Annotated in this window: 18 protein-coding genes; 5 read left to right on the top strand and 13 right to left on the bottom strand. The window is 68.6% G+C overall.

Annotated features, from left to right (window positions below):
* Nucleotides 1-63: 63 nt before the first annotated feature.
* Nucleotides 64-1,419: a DEAD/DEAH box helicase gene (locus KF780_13185; protein ID MBX3562752.1), complete on the top strand. Its 1,356-nt coding sequence runs from the start codon at nucleotides 64-66 to the stop codon at nucleotides 1,417-1,419.
* A 2-nt stretch (nucleotides 1,420-1,421) separates the two neighbouring features.
* Nucleotides 1,422-1,607 (top strand): DUF1289 domain-containing protein, encoded by a 186-nt coding sequence (locus tag KF780_13190; protein ID MBX3562753.1) that lies wholly within the window; start codon nucleotides 1,422-1,424, stop codon nucleotides 1,605-1,607.
* Here KF780_13190 and KF780_13195 read toward each other — a convergent pair.
* The 11 genes from KF780_13195 to KF780_13245 form a co-directional block, all read right to left on the bottom strand.
* The gene (locus tag KF780_13195) at nucleotides 1,597-2,241 is read right to left on the bottom strand and encodes a hypothetical protein (protein MBX3562754.1); all 645 of its coding nucleotides are present in this window, start codon (nucleotides 2,239-2,241) and stop codon (nucleotides 1,597-1,599) included. The two genes, KF780_13190 and KF780_13195, sit on opposite strands and share 11 nt — an antisense overlap.
* Nucleotides 2,242-2,309: 68 nt before the next feature.
* The gene (tgt, locus tag KF780_13200; protein MBX3562755.1) at nucleotides 2,310-3,434 is read right to left on the bottom strand and encodes a tRNA guanosine(34) transglycosylase Tgt; all 1,125 of its coding nucleotides are present in this window, start codon (nucleotides 3,432-3,434) and stop codon (nucleotides 2,310-2,312) included.
* A 15-nt stretch (nucleotides 3,435-3,449) separates the two neighbouring features.
* On the bottom strand, nucleotides 3,450-4,295 hold the full coding sequence (locus tag KF780_13205) for a hypothetical protein (protein MBX3562756.1): 846 nt from the start codon (nucleotides 4,293-4,295) through the stop codon (nucleotides 3,450-3,452).
* Nucleotides 4,296-4,353: 58 nt separating this feature from the next.
* Nucleotides 4,354-5,259, bottom strand: coding sequence for a MarR family transcriptional regulator (locus KF780_13210; protein MBX3562757.1), 906 nt, complete (start codon nucleotides 5,257-5,259; stop codon nucleotides 4,354-4,356).
* A gap of 43 nt (nucleotides 5,260-5,302) precedes the next feature.
* A complete protein-coding gene (queA, locus tag KF780_13215; GenBank protein ID MBX3562758.1) occupies nucleotides 5,303-6,331 on the bottom strand; it encodes a tRNA preQ1(34) S-adenosylmethionine ribosyltransferase-isomerase QueA in 1,029 nt (342 codons plus the stop codon).
* Nucleotide 6,332: 1 nt separating this feature from the next.
* Nucleotides 6,333-7,052, bottom strand: a complete 720-nt coding sequence (locus KF780_13220; protein ID MBX3562759.1) for a peptidylprolyl isomerase — start codon at nucleotides 7,050-7,052, stop codon at nucleotides 6,333-6,335.
* A 74-nt stretch (nucleotides 7,053-7,126) separates the two neighbouring features.
* Entirely contained in the window at nucleotides 7,127-7,627 is a 501-nt protein-coding gene (coaD, locus tag KF780_13225; GenBank protein MBX3562760.1) for a pantetheine-phosphate adenylyltransferase, read from the bottom strand.
* 20 nt (nucleotides 7,628-7,647) lie between these two features.
* Nucleotides 7,648-8,559: a polyprenyl synthetase family protein gene (locus KF780_13230; GenBank protein MBX3562761.1), complete on the bottom strand. Its 912-nt coding sequence runs from the start codon at nucleotides 8,557-8,559 to the stop codon at nucleotides 7,648-7,650.
* Nucleotides 8,556-8,804: an exodeoxyribonuclease VII small subunit gene (locus tag KF780_13235; protein ID MBX3562762.1), complete on the bottom strand. Its 249-nt coding sequence runs from the start codon at nucleotides 8,802-8,804 to the stop codon at nucleotides 8,556-8,558. The genes KF780_13230 and KF780_13235 overlap by 4 nt, the downstream gene beginning before the upstream one ends.
* Before the next feature lie 31 nt (nucleotides 8,805-8,835).
* Entirely contained in the window at nucleotides 8,836-9,984 is a 1,149-nt protein-coding gene (locus KF780_13240; protein MBX3562763.1) for an MBL fold metallo-hydrolase, read from the bottom strand.
* The gene (locus KF780_13245; protein ID MBX3562764.1) at nucleotides 9,911-10,594 is read right to left on the bottom strand and encodes a DUF1013 domain-containing protein; all 684 of its coding nucleotides are present in this window, start codon (nucleotides 10,592-10,594) and stop codon (nucleotides 9,911-9,913) included. The genes KF780_13240 and KF780_13245 overlap by 74 nt, the downstream gene beginning before the upstream one ends.
* Nucleotides 10,595-10,724: 130 nt before the next feature.
* On the opposite strand from KF780_13245, the gene cysC reads away from it, so the two are divergent.
* Together cysC and KF780_13255 are read left to right on the top strand one after the other, a co-directional pair.
* Nucleotides 10,725-12,509: an adenylyl-sulfate kinase gene (cysC, locus tag KF780_13250; GenBank protein MBX3562765.1), complete on the top strand. Its 1,785-nt coding sequence runs from the start codon at nucleotides 10,725-10,727 to the stop codon at nucleotides 12,507-12,509.
* A complete protein-coding gene (locus KF780_13255; protein MBX3562766.1) occupies nucleotides 12,506-13,552 on the top strand; it encodes a TIGR03032 family protein in 1,047 nt (348 codons plus the stop codon). Before cysC ends, KF780_13255 begins: the two co-directional genes overlap by 4 nt.
* A 1-nt stretch (nucleotide 13,553) precedes the next feature.
* Here the strand turns inward: KF780_13255 and KF780_13260 are convergent, their stop codons facing one another.
* Complete coding sequence (locus tag KF780_13260) at nucleotides 13,554-14,066, bottom strand: hypothetical protein (GenBank protein MBX3562767.1); 513 nt, start codon at nucleotides 14,064-14,066, stop codon at nucleotides 13,554-13,556.
* Nucleotides 14,067-14,073: 7 nt separating this feature from the next.
* On the bottom strand, nucleotides 14,074-15,246 hold the full coding sequence (locus KF780_13265) for an LL-diaminopimelate aminotransferase (GenBank protein MBX3562768.1): 1,173 nt from the start codon (nucleotides 15,244-15,246) through the stop codon (nucleotides 14,074-14,076).
* A 322-nt stretch (nucleotides 15,247-15,568) separates the two neighbouring features.
* On the opposite strand from KF780_13265, the gene KF780_13270 reads away from it, so the two are divergent.
* Nucleotides 15,569-15,964 (top strand): RidA family protein, encoded by a 396-nt coding sequence (locus tag KF780_13270; protein ID MBX3562769.1) that lies wholly within the window; start codon nucleotides 15,569-15,571, stop codon nucleotides 15,962-15,964.
* Nucleotides 15,965-16,073: the final 109 nt, after the last annotated feature.

Below are 16,073 nucleotides of genomic sequence, written 5' to 3' on the forward strand. Positions count from 1 at the left end.
GCTTGGCCCAAGCGGCGCAGTGAAGCGCCCTCGCCCCGGCGGGCCGCATATCCCGGAACACGCATGACCTTCGCCGATCTCGGCCTTTCCGACGAATTGCTCCGCGCCGTGACCGAGGCGGGCTACGACACGCCCACCCCGATCCAACGCCAAGCCATCCCGTCCGTCCTGATGATGCGCGATCTGATCGGCATCGCCCAGACCGGCACCGGCAAGACCGCCGCCTTCGTGCTGCCGATGATCGACATATTGGGCCAGGGCCGCAGCCGGGCGCGGATGCCGCGCTCGCTGATCCTGGAGCCGACCCGCGAGCTCGCCATGCAGGTCGCGGAGAATTTCGAGAAGTACGGCAAGTATCACAAGCTCAACATGGCGCTGCTGATCGGCGGCACGAACATGGCCGACCAGATCAAGAAGCTGGAAAAGGGCGTCGATGTGCTGATCGCCACGCCCGGGCGCCTGATGGACCTGTTCGGGCGCGGCAAGATCCTGCTCACGGGGTGCACCCTGCTCGTCATCGACGAGGCGGACCGGATGCTCGACATGGGCTTCATCCCGGACATCGAGGACATCTGTTCCAAGCTGCCGAACAACCGCCAGACCCTGCTCTTCTCCGCGACCATGCCGCCGGTGATCAAGAAGCTGGCCGACAAGTTCCTGAGCAATCCCAAGCAGATCGAGGTCGCGCGGCCCGCCACGGCAAACACGTCGATCGACCAGCGCATGCTGCGCGTCGATTCGCGCAAGAAGAAGGACGCGCTCGTCGAGCTGCTGCGCGGCGAGGCGATCAAGACCGCGATCATCTTCTGCAACCGCAAGACCGTGGTGCGCGAGCTGGCCACCAGCCTGAAGCGGCGCGGTTTCGCCGCCGGCCAGATCCACGGCGACATGGAACAGCCCGAGCGGATCGCCGAGCTGGCCCGCTTCAAGAGCGAGGAGATCAACATCCTGGTCGCCTCCGACGTCGCCGCGCGCGGGCTCGACATCAAGGGCGTCAGCCACGTCTTCAACTATGACGTGCCCTGGCATCCCGACGATTATGTCCACCGCATCGGCCGCACCGGCCGGGCGGGACGCACCGGCGTCGCGATCACCCTGGTCGGCAAGGAGGATGTCGAGGCGATCGAGAATGTCCAGAAGCTGATCGGCACCAAGATCGCCGAGCTGGACGGCGCGCCTCAAGCGCCGGCGCGGGACGATGCCGGGCACGAGGCGCCGCGCGAAACATCTTCGCGGCGCAAGCGGGGCGAGCGCGGCGAGAAGAAAAAAGACGAGCCGCGCGCCGAGCGGCCCGCGCGCGTCACCCGCGAAGACCGGCGCCCCGCCCGCGCGCCGGAACCGACGGACGAGGCCGCTCTGGTCGACGAGGGCTGGAATGGTCCCGTGCCGGGCTTCCTGGGCAAGGGTTTCGGCGGCTAGAAATGACGGCGGAGGCGGTGCCCTCCCCCTGCGTTCAGATCTGCACGCTCGATCCGGCCGGGACGCTCAGCCTCGGCTGCGGCCGCACGCTGGCCGAGATCGGCGAATGGGCGGCGGCATCGCCCGAACGGCAATGCGAAATCGTCGCCGCCGCGGCGGCAAGGCTTGCGGACGGCTTCAGCCGCTGATCAGCACGATGTCCCAGGTGAAGCGCGCCGTGCCGTCGGCGGCGGCGCGCGCGGCGCGGGCGATCAACGCCGACGCGTCCGGTTGCTCCCGCAGCAATATGTCCGTCTCGTTCAGCGCCTCTCCGGGGAAATACATCTGTGTGGTCAGCCGGTCCTCGCGGCCGGCGATCTCGAAATGGATATGCGGCGTGCGCACCTGACTGCCCGGTCCGCCGATCGGATAGGCGCCCGGCTTGATCGTGAGCAGCCGGTAGCGGCCCTCCGCATCGGTCCGGATATGGCCGAATCCCTGGAAATGATCGTCCAGCGGCAGACCGCTCCCGTCGCTGGCATGGGCGTAGCGTCCGGCGGCATTGGCTTGCCAAACTTCGATCACTGCCCCGGCGACGGGCGCACCGCGCGCCGAAAGCACCTGGCCGGTCAGCTCGATCGCCATGCCGGCGGCACGGGCAGTGTGGCCGTCGATCAGCGTCAGATCGGCGTCATGATCGTCGGGCCGGCGCACCGGGTAGAATGGCCCCACCACCTGAAACGGCGTGGGCGTCAGTGCCGATGATTGCGCGTAGGCGGCGCTCGCCACCAGACCGGACCCCGTCGCGATCTGCGCGATCGCCGCGCGTCGTGAAATCCGCATGCCCCGACTCCCCCAAATCGTTGCGAAGGCGTGAGGATACGCCTTTGCCCAAGGGGCCACAATCGGATTCAGGTCCGCGCGCCGCCGCGATAGCGCGCCCTGAAAGCCTCCGCATATTCCGTCAGCCGCGCTTGGGCGATGGCGGCGCGCAACTCGGCCATCAGCCGCTGATAGAACCACAGATTGTGCTCGGTCATCAGCATCGCGCCGAGAATCTCGTTCGAGCGGACGAGATGGTGGAGATAGGCCTTCGACCAGCCGCCGGCGGGCGAATCCGGATCGATCGGCTCCGGGTCTTCGGCGAACTTCGCGTTGCGGATGTTGATCGGGCCGTCGCGGGTGAAGGCCTGGCCGGTGCGGCCTGAGCGGGTGGGCAGCACGCAATCGAACATGTCGATGCCGCGCTCGACCGCGCCGACGATGTCATCCGGCTTGCCGACGCCCATCAGGTAGCGCGGCTTGTCGGCGGGAAGCTGGCCCGGCGCGAAATCGAGGCAAGAGAACATCGCCGCCTGCCCCTCGCCCACCGCCAGCCCGCCGACCGCATAGCCGTCGAAGCCGATCCCGGTCAGCGCCTCGGCCGAGGCCGCGCGCATCCCCTCGTCCAGACCGCCCTGCTGGATGCCGAACAGCGCGCCCGGATTGCCAAGCGCGTCGAACGCATCGCGCGAGCGCCGCGCCCAGCGCATCGATCTTTCCATCGCCGCACGCTGGCCCGGAATCGGGTCGGTGGTCTTCACCAGTTGATCGAACGCCATGACGATATCCGAGCCGAGCAGCGTCTGGATTTCCATCGACCGCTCGGGCGAGAGCATGTGGCGGCTGCCATCAAGATGGCTGGCAAAGGCAACGCCCTCCTCGCTGACCCTGGTGAGCTCGCTGAGGCTCATCACCTGATAGCCGCCCGAGTCGGTCAGGATCGGCCGCTCCCAGCCCATGAAGGCGTGCAGTCCGCCCAGCTTCGCGACCCGCTCCGCGCCGGGGCGCAGCATCAGGTGATAGGTGTTACCGAGCAGGATGTCGGCGCCGCTGGCGCGCACGTCGGCCGGCTTCACCGCCTTCACCGTCGCGGCCGTGCCCACCGGCATGAAGGCGGGCGTCGCGATCTCGCCGCGCTTCATGCGGATCATGCCCGTTCGGGCACGGCCGTCAGTGGCGGAAATGGCGAACTCGAAGCGCGGCGTGTCGGTCATCCGCGCCCTCTAGGCTCAATCCGGGCAGCGCGTCCATGCGTCGCGCGGCGAGGCCGGCAGATGATCGAGCGTATCGGCCACGTCGAACCAGCCGGATTCGCGCGCCTGCCGGTCGAGCAGATAGCCGTGCCCGGCGCCGTAGATCACGACAACACGCTCGTCCGGCCCGGCGAGGGCGCGCAGATTGTTGAGGATGCGCAGGTTGCGCGCATACCAGCTTCCCACCCAGGCCGCGCCCGGATTGGCCGTGTTGTCGCCGATCGCCGCGATCTCGTAATAACGTCGCTGATCGTGTGCCCGCGCCGATGGGAGATTGAGCTTTCGCAGCCAGGACGACACCGGAGTGCACGGCATCAGCGCCGCCTGCGCATTGACCTCCGCTTGCGCCACGCCCACCCGCGCGCGCCATGCATCGCCCTGGCCGTTCGCCTCGGCCCAGGCCGGATAATCGTAATCTTCCTCGACGCCCGGCGGCATCTCGTTCCAGTCCACCGCATGGACTCGCTCAAGCCCCAGCCGCGCCGCCAGCCGGAGCCCGATCTGGTCACGTTCGTCTGCGCTCAACCGATAGCGTCCGGCGCGATACTCGTTATAGCGGGCGTCGAGCCGGTCCTGCCGGCTCGCCGACCATTCCACCGCCACCCGCGTCGGCCGGAAGGCCGCCAGCCGCTCGACGATCGCCTCGATCTCGCGCTGCCGTTCCGGCGTCGTCACGTCGGCGATGCGGATGTTGACGATGTCCTGACCCGGATTGTCGAAATGCGGTGCGCCGACGATCAGCAGCGCCGGCCGCTCGCCATCGGCGGCCAGCGCCGGCACGGCCGCGATCAGGCCCGCGAGCAGGGCGGTAAAAGGCTTCATGCTGGAAACTCCGAGTTAGTGTAATACTAATATAATACACTAACAAGCCGAACCCAAGTCAAGCCTTGAGCGCAAGCTCCCAGATTTCGCCCATTTCGGGTTTGCCGAATGTGTGGTGGACTTCGGTCGAGACGATGCGGAATCCCGCGCCTTCATAGATGCGCCGCGCGCTCAGGAGGACGCTGTGGGTCCAGAGCCGGACCTTCGTATAGCCCGCCGCCCGCGCGAACTCGACGCATTCGCGCACCAGCGCGCCGCCGATACCCAGCCCGCGCGCCCAGGTTTCGACATGGAGGAGACGGAGCTGCCCGACGCCGCCGCCCGCATCGACCAGCATCACCGCGCCCGCCATCATGCCGGCCCGTTCGGCCACCCAGCATTGCTCGCGGCCCGGCTTGAACTCCCTTAGAAAGGCGGTGGTGACCTCGCCCAGCAGCACCTCCATCGGCCGGGCCCAGCCATAGGGTTCGTAGAGGATCGCCTGGCGCGCGGCGATCGTCGCCAGATCGCCGGTGCGAAAGGCGCGGATGTGCCAGGGCACCTCTTTGCCGCTCAGCAGCCCGATGACGGTGGCGAGCGCGGCGACGAGCGTCTCGCGATCGCCTTCGCCCAGCCCCTCGATCCGTGCAGCGGTGACTTCGCATGTATGGGCGTCGAGGGCGGCGAACATCGCGCGGCCCGCATCGGTCAGCGAAATCGGCCGCCGCCGCGCATCGCTGCCGCGCCCGCGCGCGATCCAGCCTTTCGCCTGGAACCGCCGCAGCATCCGGCTGACATAGCCCGCATCCAGCCCCAGCTCGGCCTGCAATTCGCTGGCCACCGGCGCGTCGCGCTGCGCGATCTCGTAGAGCAAGCGCGCCTCGGCCAGCGACAGCTCGCTCTCCATATAATGCGCGTCGAGCACCCCGGCGAAGCGTGTGTAGAAGCGATTGAATGCGCGCACGGCAGTGACGGCATCGGTCATGGCCGATGGGATGCGCTCATATAGTTGCCAATGTCAACTATATTCACCTGGGCAGCAGCAGGCTCGCATCTCCGTAAGAATAAAAGCGGTAGCCCTCCACAATCGCGTGCGCATAGGCTTTTTGCATCGTTTCCAAGCCCATCAGCGCCGAGACCAGCATGAACAGGGTCGAGCGTGGCAGGTGGAAATTGGTGACGAGACCGTCGATCGCGCGGAAACGGTAGCCGGGCGTGATGAAGATCGCAGTGTCGCCCTCGAACGGACGCACCCTCCCCGCTTCGTCCGCCGCGCTTTCCAGCAGGCGCAGCGAGGTCGTTCCCACCGCGACGATCCGGCCGCCCGCCGCGCGCGCCGCGTCGAGCCGCGCGGCGGTGGCCGCGTCGATCCGGCCCCATTCGGCGTGCATGACATGCGCGGCGGTGTCGTCCGCCTTGACCGGCAGGAAGGTGCCCGCGCCGACATGCAGGGTCAGCGTCTCGTGGCCGATCCCGGCCTCGGCCAGCGCGGCCATCAGCTTCGGCGTGAAATGGAGCGCCGCGGTCGGCGCCGCCACCGCGCCTTTCTCGCGCGCGAACATCGTCTGGTAATCCTCGGCGTCGCGCGCGTCGGCGGCGCGCTTGCCGGCGATATAGGGCGGCAGCGGCATCCGCCCGGCGCGTTCGAGCAGCAGCTCGACCGGCTCGTCGCCTTCGAAGCTCAGCAGAAAGGAGCCGTCCGCCGCCTTGCCCGAAGCGACCGCGCCGACGCCCGCGCCGAAATCGATCCGTTCGCCGTCGCGCAGCCTCCTGGCGTTGCGCACGAAGGCGCGCCAGGCGCGCGGCCCCGCGCGCTTGTGCAAGGTCGCGCCGATCCGCGCCTCCCCGCGCACCCCCTCGAGCTGGGCGGGAATGACGCGGGTGTCGTTGAACACCAGCACGTCGCCCCGCCGCAGCAGGCGCGGCAAATCGGTCACGGCACGATCGGCGAGGCCGGCGGGCGACACCGCGAGCAGCCGCGCCGCATCGCGTGGGGAAGCGGGCCTCAGCGCGATCCGGTCCGGCGGCAGATCGAAATCGAAAAGGTCGACGCGCACCTTAGCGGGGCGGCTGTGCCGCCGGATTGTCGGGCGCGGGCACCAGCACGACCGGCGTCCCGGGGGGAACGCGCGCCGGTGCCGACTGCGCCGCGGCGGCCAGCCGGTCGGCCTCCGCGCGCAGCTGGTCGGCGCTCATCGGGGGCACATTGTCGGAGCCGATGGAAGCGCGGACGATCCGGCCCGGCGCCAGCGGCGGCTCGCCGCGCTCCAGCGCATCGACATAAGCCATGCCGCTCACCACCCGTCCGAGCATCGTATAGTTGCGGTCCATGTTCAGCCGGGGCGCGAGCATGATGTAGAACTGGCTGTTGGCGCTGTTCGAATCCTGCGTGCGCGCCATGCCGAGCGCGCCGCGCATATGCGGCAGGCCATTGAACTCGGCATCGAGATTGGGAAGATCGGAATCGCCGGTGCCGGTGCCGGTCGGATCGCCGCCCTGGGCCATGAAGCCTTCGATCACCCGGTGGAAGACAAGGCCGTTGTAGAAGCCCCGCCGGGTCAGCGTCTTGATCCGCTCGACATGATTCGGCGCGACATCCGGCCGCAACTGGATCGAGACCCGCCCGCCGGTGGACAGATCGAGATGCCAGGTGTTTTCCGCCTCCAGCGGCGGGGTCGGCGGCGGCGCGGCGGGGGCGGACACCGACGCGCCCTGCGCGGCGAGCACGCCGGCCATGAACAGGCCGGTCAATCCGGCGAACAGGTAACGCAAGCGCATGGCCATGACTCGATGATCCCGATGGTGGAGTTGGAGGATTAGTAATGCGCCGTCGGGCGCGCCTCAAGCGCGGATCAGCTTCCCTTGCGCCCGATCCGTTCGACCCGCGCGCGTACCTCGTCCGCCACCGTCGGGGTGACGAAGCGGACGATGGCGCCGCCATAGAGCGCGATCTCCTTGACCAGCTTCGACGCGATCGGCTGGAGCGACACGTCGGCCATCAGGAAGATCGTCTCGATGTCGTCGTTGAGCTGCTGGTTCATGCCGGCCATCTGATATTCGTATTCGAAATCGGCGACGGCGCGCAGCCCGCGCACGATCATCGCCGCGCCCTCGCGCACCGCGAAATCCATCAGCAGCGAATCGAAGGCGACGACGCTGATATTGCCGGGTACGTCTTGCGTCTCGCGCACGACCATCGCGAGCCGTTCCTCCACCGTGAACATCGGCGATTTGGAGGGATTGGTCGTCACCCCGATCACCAGCTTGTCGACCAGATGCGCGGCGCGCCGGATGATGTCCATGTGGCCGAGCGTGATCGGATCGAACGTGCCCGGATAGACCGCTGTCTTCATCTCGTTCCCCCGATCCCGGCTCAATGATCCCGCTCGACCGCGAAGCGGGCGACGGCGCGCAGCAGGTCCGCCTCCGGGCCGAAGCCGCGCAGCTGGTCGATCGCCTGATCGACCAGCGCATGGGCCTGCCGGCGCGCGCGCTCGGCGCCGAGCAGCGACACGAAGGTTTCCTTGCCCGCGTCGCTGTCCTTGCCGACGCGCTTGCCGGCCTTTTCCTCGCTGCCTTCATGGTCGAGCAGGTCGTCGGCGATCTGGAAGGCGAGGCCGATGTCGCGGGCATAGCCGCGCAGGCCGGTGCGTCCCTCGGGCGGCACCTTGCCCATGATCGCCGCCGCCTCCAGGCACCAGCCGATCAGCGCGCCGGTCTTGAGCTGCTGCAACCGAGTGACGGCGGCGAGATCGAGCGTCATCTCCTCGGCCATCAGGTCCATCACCTGCCCGCCCGCCATGCCGTCCGGCCCGGAGGCGCGGGCCAGGGTGGCGGCCAGCTCAACGCGGACGAACGGGTCCTCGTGCGTCGCCTCGTCGGCGAGAATCTCGAAAGCCAGCGCATGAAGGGAATCGCCGGCGAGGATGGCGGTGCATTCGTCATAGGCGCGGTGCAGCGTCGGCTTGCCCCGGCGCAGGTCGTCATCGTCCATGCAGGGCAGATCGTCATGGATCAGCGAATAGACATGGATGCATTCCACCGCGAGAGCGGCGCGCAGCGCCCGCGCCCGATCGACCTTGAATAGCGTGCAGCCGGCCGTCACCAGCAACGGCCGCATCCGCTTGCCACCGCCGATCGCCGCATAGCGCATCGCATCGTAAAGCCGCGCGCGCGGATCGGCGGGAACCGGCAGCAACGCATCGAAGGCGCGGTCGATCTCCGCGCCGATCTCGGCGAGCGCCGATGCCAGAGTCGGCGACGGAGCGTCCACCGCCGGTATCATTCGCCGCCGAACGGCGTCGTGCCCGCGGGCGCGCCGTCCGGCCCGAACTGGATTGCCTCGATCCGCGCCTGCGCCGCCTGCAGCCGCGCCTCGCATTGCCGCTTCAGCCGGTCGCCTTCCTCATAGAGCTTGATGGCGTCATCAAGCGGCGCCTCGCCGCTTTCGAGCCGGCGCACGATCTCCTCCAGCCGTTTCAGCGCGGCTTCGAACGAGAGTTCGGCAATGTCGCCCCCGGTGTCGGTCATGCCACAGCTTTGAGCGCGGCGGCGGCCAGGGTCAAGCCGAGGCGATCGCCCGATACCAATGGACGCCGTCGCGAACCTCGCGCGCCGCACGCCCGTCGACCTCGAGATGGCGCAGGTGGGCGAGCGCCTCGCCGGTGGCGAGGCCGATATGATCGCCCACCGCGCGGGCGAAGAGCACGCCGAAACAGTCCACCGCGCGGCGCGGCTCGGCGAGATGGGCATGGAGCGCGTCGAGCCGGCCGCGATGCCCTTCGGCCAGCGCGTCGAGCCGCGTGTGCAGCCCGGTGAATGGCTCGCCATGCGACGGCAGGACGAGGAGCTCGTCGGGCAGCGTGCGCAGCTTCGCGATCGAGGCGAGCCAGTCACCAAGCGGATCGGCTTCCGGCTCGCTGAGCGACAGCGAGACGTTCGACGTAATCCGCGGCAACACCTGATCGCCGGCGATCATCAGCTTGTCCGCGTCGTTCACGAGGCAGGCATGTTCGGGCGAATGACCGCTGCCCACCACCACGTGCCAGTCGCGCGCGCCGATACGGACGCTGTCGCCCTCCTCCATCCGCACGAAGCTGACCGGCACCGGGCTAACCATCGCGGCGAAACGGCCCCAGCCTTTCTCCGCTTCCGCCGCGATCGCCTCCGCGCTCCAGCCGGCGGCGCGCCAGTAGACGAGCGCTTCGGCCGGCGGGGCGTCGCGTATGTCGGCGGTGAGCATCCGGGCGAACAGCCATTCGCCGCGTGTCGCCCACAGCCGCACGCCGAACCGCTCGGTCAGCCAGCCGGCGAGGCCGATATGGTCGGGATGGAAATGGGTGACGATGACGCGCGTTACCGCTCGCCCGGCGAGCGAACCGGCGAGCAACGTCTCCCAGGCTTCCCGCGACGGCGGGATGTCGAGCCCGGTATCGACCAGCGCGACGCCCGCGCCGTCCTCGATCACCCAGATGTTGATATGGTTGAGCGGCCCCGGCACGGGTAGCCGGGTCCAGCCGACCCCGTCGGCGATCTCGATCAGCGCGCCATATTCAGGCCCGGAGCGCCCGAGCGGATAGGTCAGGCCGCGATGGGTATAGGCGCCGGACGTCAGCGAGGCGTCCGGCGACGTGCCCTCAGCTGCGGAAGGGATCGACAAAGCCCTGGTCGGCTTCGCTGGCGCCTTCGGCGGCAAGCGCGGCTTCGGCATCCCGTGTCGCCTGCTCGCGCTCGGCGCGCAGCTCCTCGATCAAGGCGGCGCGGTCACGGTCCATGCCGGCGTCCTGGCGCGACGGATCGAGGCCGGCGGCCTTGGCGGCCTTGGCCACCGAGGCATCCAGCTCGCGCTGCGAGGTGAGGCCGAGCGTGACGGGATCCTTGGGCTGGATGTTGGCGATGTTCCAGTGGCTGCGTTCGCGGATCGCCTGGATGGTTGAGCGGGTCGTGCCGATCAGCTTGCCGATCTGGCCGTCCGACAGCTCCGGATGGTTGCGGATCAGCCAGGCGACACCGTCCGGCTTGTCCTGCCGCTTGGAGACGGGCGTATAGCGCGGCCCCTTGGTCCGCACCGCCTGATCCGGCTCCTTCTGCATCTGCAGCTTGTAGGCCGGATCGTTCTGGCCCTTCTCGATCTCGTCCATGGTGAGCTCGCCCGAGCGCAGCGGATCGCGCCCGGTCAGCTTGGTCGCGGCGGTGTCGTCGGCGATCGCCTGGACTTCGAGGATGTGGAGACCGCAGAACTGGGCGATCTGCTCGAAAGTGAGCGCGGTGTTGTCGACGAGCCAGCTGGCCGTCGCGTGGGGCATGAGCGGCTGGGCCATGGAATCCTCCGGAAACAATAAGGGCCGCCCCTCGCGGAGCGGCCGGTGCGTGGGCGCGATTTAGGCGCGCCTGCCGCGCGGCGCAAGCCAAAGCGTTTGAAAAGCGGCGGACGGCCGGTAACTAGCGATCATGGCCACGCTGCTGCGCTTCATCACCTGCGGATCGGTGGACGACGGCAAGTCCACGCTGATCGGCCGGCTGTTGAAGGACAGCGGGGCGTTGCCCGAGGACCGGGCGGCCGACCTCGCCGATCTCGCCTTCGTCGCCGACGGGCTCGAGGCCGAGCGCGAACAGGGCATCACCATCGATGTTGCGCACCTGTCCTTCGCGACGCCGCGCCGGCGCTTCATCCTCGCCGACGCGCCGGGACACGAGCAATATACCCGCAACATGGCGACCGGCGCGTCGAACGCGGAACTGGCCATCGTGCTGGTGGACGCGACGAAGGGCGTGCTGGCGCAGACCCGGCGCCATGCGGTCATCGCCCGCCTGCTCGGCATCCGCAGCTTCTGCCTGGCGGTGAACAAGCTGGACCTGCTCGATTTCGACGAAGACCGCTTTACGGCGATTCGCGACGATTTCGCCGCCTTCCTCGCCGAAGCGGGCGGTGCCGAGCTTACCGCCATTCCGCTCGCCGCGCTGCACGGCGACAATGTCGTTACCCGGTCCGTCCGCACCGCCTGGTATGACGGGCCGACCCTGATCGAGCATCTGGAGCGGGTGGAGATCGCGGCCGCGCCGGATGGGCCGCTGCGGCTGCCGGTCCAGCAAGTGATCCGCGACAATGGCGACCGCTTCTATGCCGGGACGATCGCCGCAGGAACCGTCGCGCCCGGCGACGAAGTGACGATCCAGCCGTCCGGGCGGCGGACGCGGGTGGCGCGGATCGTGACGATGGACGACGATCTGGATCGGGCAGGCACCGGCCAGTCGATCGCGCTGGCCCTCGCCGAGCATGTCGATTGCGCGCGCGGCGACATGATCTGCGCGCCCGACGCGGCGCCGCAAGCCGCCGACCAGTTCGAGGCCAGCCTGATCTGGATGGACGAGGCGCCGCTGCTGCCCGGCCGCCATTATCTGCTGAAGATCGGCACCCAGACCGTCCCGGCGACGGTGCAGAAGCCCAAGCACCGGGTCTGCGTCGAGACGATGGCGCGGCTGGCGGCGAAGACGCTGGAGCTGAACGAGATCGGCGTGGCCAATGTCTGGACCGCGCGGCCGATCCTGTTCGAGCCCTATGAGACGAACCGGACGCTCGGCGGCTTCATCCTGATCGACCGGACGAGCAACGCGACGGTCGCCGCCGGGATGATCCACTTCGCGCTGCACCGGGCGGAGAATGTCCACGCCCAGGCGCTGGCGATCACGCCGGAGCGGCGCGCGGCGCTGATGGGACAAACGCCGCGCCTGCTCTGGTTCACCGGGCTCAGCGGCGCGGGCAAATCGACCATCGCCAATCTGGTCGAGGCGAAGCTGCACGCGCTGGGGCGGCATACGTTCCTGATGGACGGCGACAATGTGCGGCTCGGCCTCAATCGCGATCTCGGCTTCACCGCCGCCGACCGGGTCGAGAATATCCGCCGGGCGGGCGAGGCGGCGAAGCTGATGACCGATGCCGGCCTGATCGTGCTCGCCGCCTTCATCAGCCCGTTCCGCGCCGAGCGGGAGATGGTGCGCGCGATGCTGGGCGAAGGGCGCTTCGTCGAGATCTTCGTCGATACGCCGCTGGCGGAGGCCGAGCGGCGCGACGAGAAGGGGCTCTATGCGCGGGCGCGGGCCGGGGAGATCGCCAATTTCACCGGCATCGGATCGCCCTATGAGCCGCCCGAGGCGCCGGAGCTCCGGATCGACACGACGGCGATGCGCGCCGAGGAGGCGGCGGACGCGATCGTCCGCTATGTGGAGGGGGTATGAGCGACGATCTCGACACCCGCATCACCGCCTCGCGCGGGCTCGCCCGCTGGCTGGAGCGGCAGCGCTGCAGCCTCGCCTTCACCTCCTATCAGACGGGACGGCTGTTCCTGGTCGGGCGGATGGGCGACGGGCGCCTCTCCTTCCACCACCAGCGCTTCGAGCGGGCGACCGGCCTCGCCGCCACCCGCCAGCGCCTCTACCTCGCCGCCGGGCACCAAGTCTGGCGGCTGGAGAACGTGCTGGGCGAGGCGGAACGGGTGAGCGGCGATTACGATCGGCTCTACGTTCCGCGTGCCGCGCAGACGACCGGCGATATCGACCTGCACGAGCTGGCGATCGACGGCGGCGGCCGGCCGGTCTTCGTCGCCAGCCGCTACAATTGCCTGGCGACGTTCAGCACGACGCACGGCTTTGCGCCGGTGTGGAAGCCTGGCTTCATCTCGAAGCTGGCAGCGGAGGATCGCTGCCATCTGAACGGCCTCGCCATGAAGGACGGCGCGCCGGCTTATGCGACCGCGGTGGCGGCGTGCGACGTGGCCGAGGGCTGGCGCGAGCGGCGGGGAGCTGGCGGCGTGCTGATCGACATCGCCGCCGACCGGATCGTGGCCGAAGGGCTGTCCATGCCGCACAGCCCGCGCGTCGCGGAGGACGGCACGGTCTGGCTGCTCGATTCCGGGCGGGGCGCGATCGTGCGGGTCGATCCGGGGAGCGGGGCGCGGACCGAGCTGGCCTTCTGTCCGGGCTTCCTGCGCGGGCTGGCGCTGCATGGCGGCCATGCGATCGTGACCCTGTCGCTACCGCGCGAGAGCGCGTTCGAAGGACTGCCGATCGCCGAGGAGCTGGCGAAGCGCGGGGCGGCGCCCTGGTGCGGGATTGCGGTCATCGACCCGGCCAGCGGCGACATGGTGCAATGGCTGCGGCTGGAGGGCGCGGTCAGCGAGCTGTTCGAGGTGGCGGTCATCGCGGACGTCGCCTGCCCGATGGCGATCGGACCGGGGACGGCGGAGATGCGGGACGTGACCTCGTTCGAGGCCCTACCTTAAGTCACTGATCCAGCACGAAATCGTCGAACCAGGAGATACGGAACTGGCGGCCGTCGGTGGTGTAGCCGGCGAGTCCGAGGCGGCTTTGCGGCCAGAAAGCCTGGCGCTGGCGCTCGGTGAGCTCGCCGCTTTCGATCACCGCGCCGAGCCCGGCGATCCGCTCCTCGGGATGGGCCTGCGACCAGCGCTCGATCGTCGAGCGGGTGGCGAGCAGCAAAGCCATCACGACATGGGTGCGGCGATGCTCCGGATCGACCGCCGTGCGGATCATCGCGAGCCGGGCGCGCACCGCCTCCACCCGCTCCAGCGAGACGGTCATCACACCGACCAGCGCGCCGTCGCGATAGGCCACAGCCGCGAGCTGCTTGGCGCGCGCCGCCGGGTCCACGTCCGGCGGCAGCAGGCCGAGGCGCCGCCAGAATTCGACCGCGTCCGCCTCGATCTTCGGCGTCGTCACCCGCCACACCGCGCGCAGATCCACGTCGGTCGCGGCGGGGGTGAGCGGGCGGGCCATAAGCGATCTAGCCTTTCAGGAACTTCTTCACGCCGCGCGCCGCCTGGCGGATGCGCTGCTCGTTCTCGACCATGGCGATGCGGACATAGCCCTCCCCTTCCTCACCGAAGCCGACGCCGGGGCTGACCGCCACGCCCGCCTCCTGCAGCAGGCGCTTGGCGAAGGCCATCGAGCCCTCCTTGCGCCATTCCTCCGGAATCGGCGTCCAGGCGAACATGCTGGCCTCCGGCGACGCGATCTCCCAACCCGCGCGTCCGAAGCTTTCGACCAGGCAATCGCGGCGGCCCTTGTAGAGCTTGCGGTTCGCCGCGACGATGTCCTGCGGACCGTTGAGCGCGGCGGCGGCGGCGGCCTGGATCGGCGTGAAGGCACCGTAATCCAGATAGGATTTCACCCGGCCGAGCGCGCCGACCAGGTACGGATTGCCGACCGCGAAGCCGATCCGCCAGCCGGCCATCGAATAGGTCTTGGACATGGAGGTGAACTCGACCGCCACCTCCTTCGCGCCTTCGACCTGGAGGATCGAGGGGGTGGGCATGTCGCCATAATAGATTTCGGCGTAGGCGAGATCGGAGATGACCCACAGGCCGTGCTCGCGCGCGAAGGCGACGACCTTCTCGTAGAAGGGGAGATCGGCGACATAGGCGGTGGGGTTGCTGGGATAGCCGATCACCAGCACGGTGGGCTTGGGCACCGTGTAGCGCACCGCCCGCTCCAGCATGTCGAAGAAATCCGGCCCCGGCGCGGCGGGGATGGAGCGGATCGCGGCGCCGGCGATGATGAAGCCGAACTGGTGGATCGGATAGGAGGGATTGGGCGCCAGCACCACGTCGCCCGGCGCGGTGATCGCCTGGGCGAGATTGGCGAGACCCTCCTTCGAGCCCAGGGTGACGATCACCTCATTGTCGGGATCCAGATCGACCCCGAAGCGGCGCCGGTAATAGCCGGCCTGGGCGCGGCGCAGCCCGGCGATGCCCTTGGACGCGGAATAGCCGTGCGCGCGCGGGTTGCGCGCGACCTCGGCCAGCTTCTCGATCACATGGGGCGGCGGCGCGCCGTCCGGATTGCCCATGCCGAGATCGATGATGTCCTCGCCCCGCGCGCGCGCCGCCGCCTTCATCGCGTTCACTTCGGCGAAGACATAGGGCGGCAGGCGGCGGATGCGGTAGAAATCGGTCATGGCGATTCGGCTGTGGCCAGAGCGGACGGACGGTGCAAGCCCCAACCGCCAACAACCTGCGGAAGTTGACGAACCTGACGCCATGTCGGGGAGGAATCGCCCCCACCCGAACGACCGACGCCGGCTTCAACCAGGCCCTTTCGAAAAGAGATGAGTTCAGGCGTCATCGGGCAAGGCTGACAGAGGATTTCCTACTTGTATCCAACAAAGAATGCCCGTTCGAAACGGTCTCTTGTCGTCCCCGCGATCGACGTGCAACCTCTTCCCTTCGCCAGTCGGCTTGTACATCAGGCTCGGCGCAGCCGACGATTGGGGGTTTTGCATGAACAAGCGCGAGATCAATCCGACGCCGTGGCTTCAGCATTTCAGCCTGAATCACGGCATCGAGGTCAGCGGCGCCCAGCGGACGCTGTATCTTTCCGGCCAGACATCGACCGATGCCGATGGCGCGACGCTCCATCCCGGCGATCTCGTCGCGCAGTTCGGCAAGGCATGGAGCAACGTCAAGGATGCGCTGGCGGAGGCCAATATGGCGCCGACCGACGTGGTCCGGCTCAATATCTACACGACCGACGTGAACAGGTTCATGGCCGAAGCCGAGGCCATCATCCCGATCTTCGCGCAAGACGGCGTCCAGACCTCATGCACATTGCTGGGGATCGCGGGCCTGTTCGAGCCGGACTTGCTGGTGGAGCTGGAAGCCACCGCCGTCGCCTAGGATCCGTACTCAATAGCCGCAACGGCCGTGACGGGATGGATTTCGGGTCAGGGCAAGGAGCGAGGAGGGAGCGATGCTTCGCGTCGTGACCGACGAGGGACGCGGCCCT

Origin of the sequence: Sphingomonas sp., from assembly GCA_019635535.1 — a bacterium.
Classification (GTDB): Bacteria; Pseudomonadota; Alphaproteobacteria; order Sphingomonadales; family Sphingomonadaceae; genus Allosphingosinicella.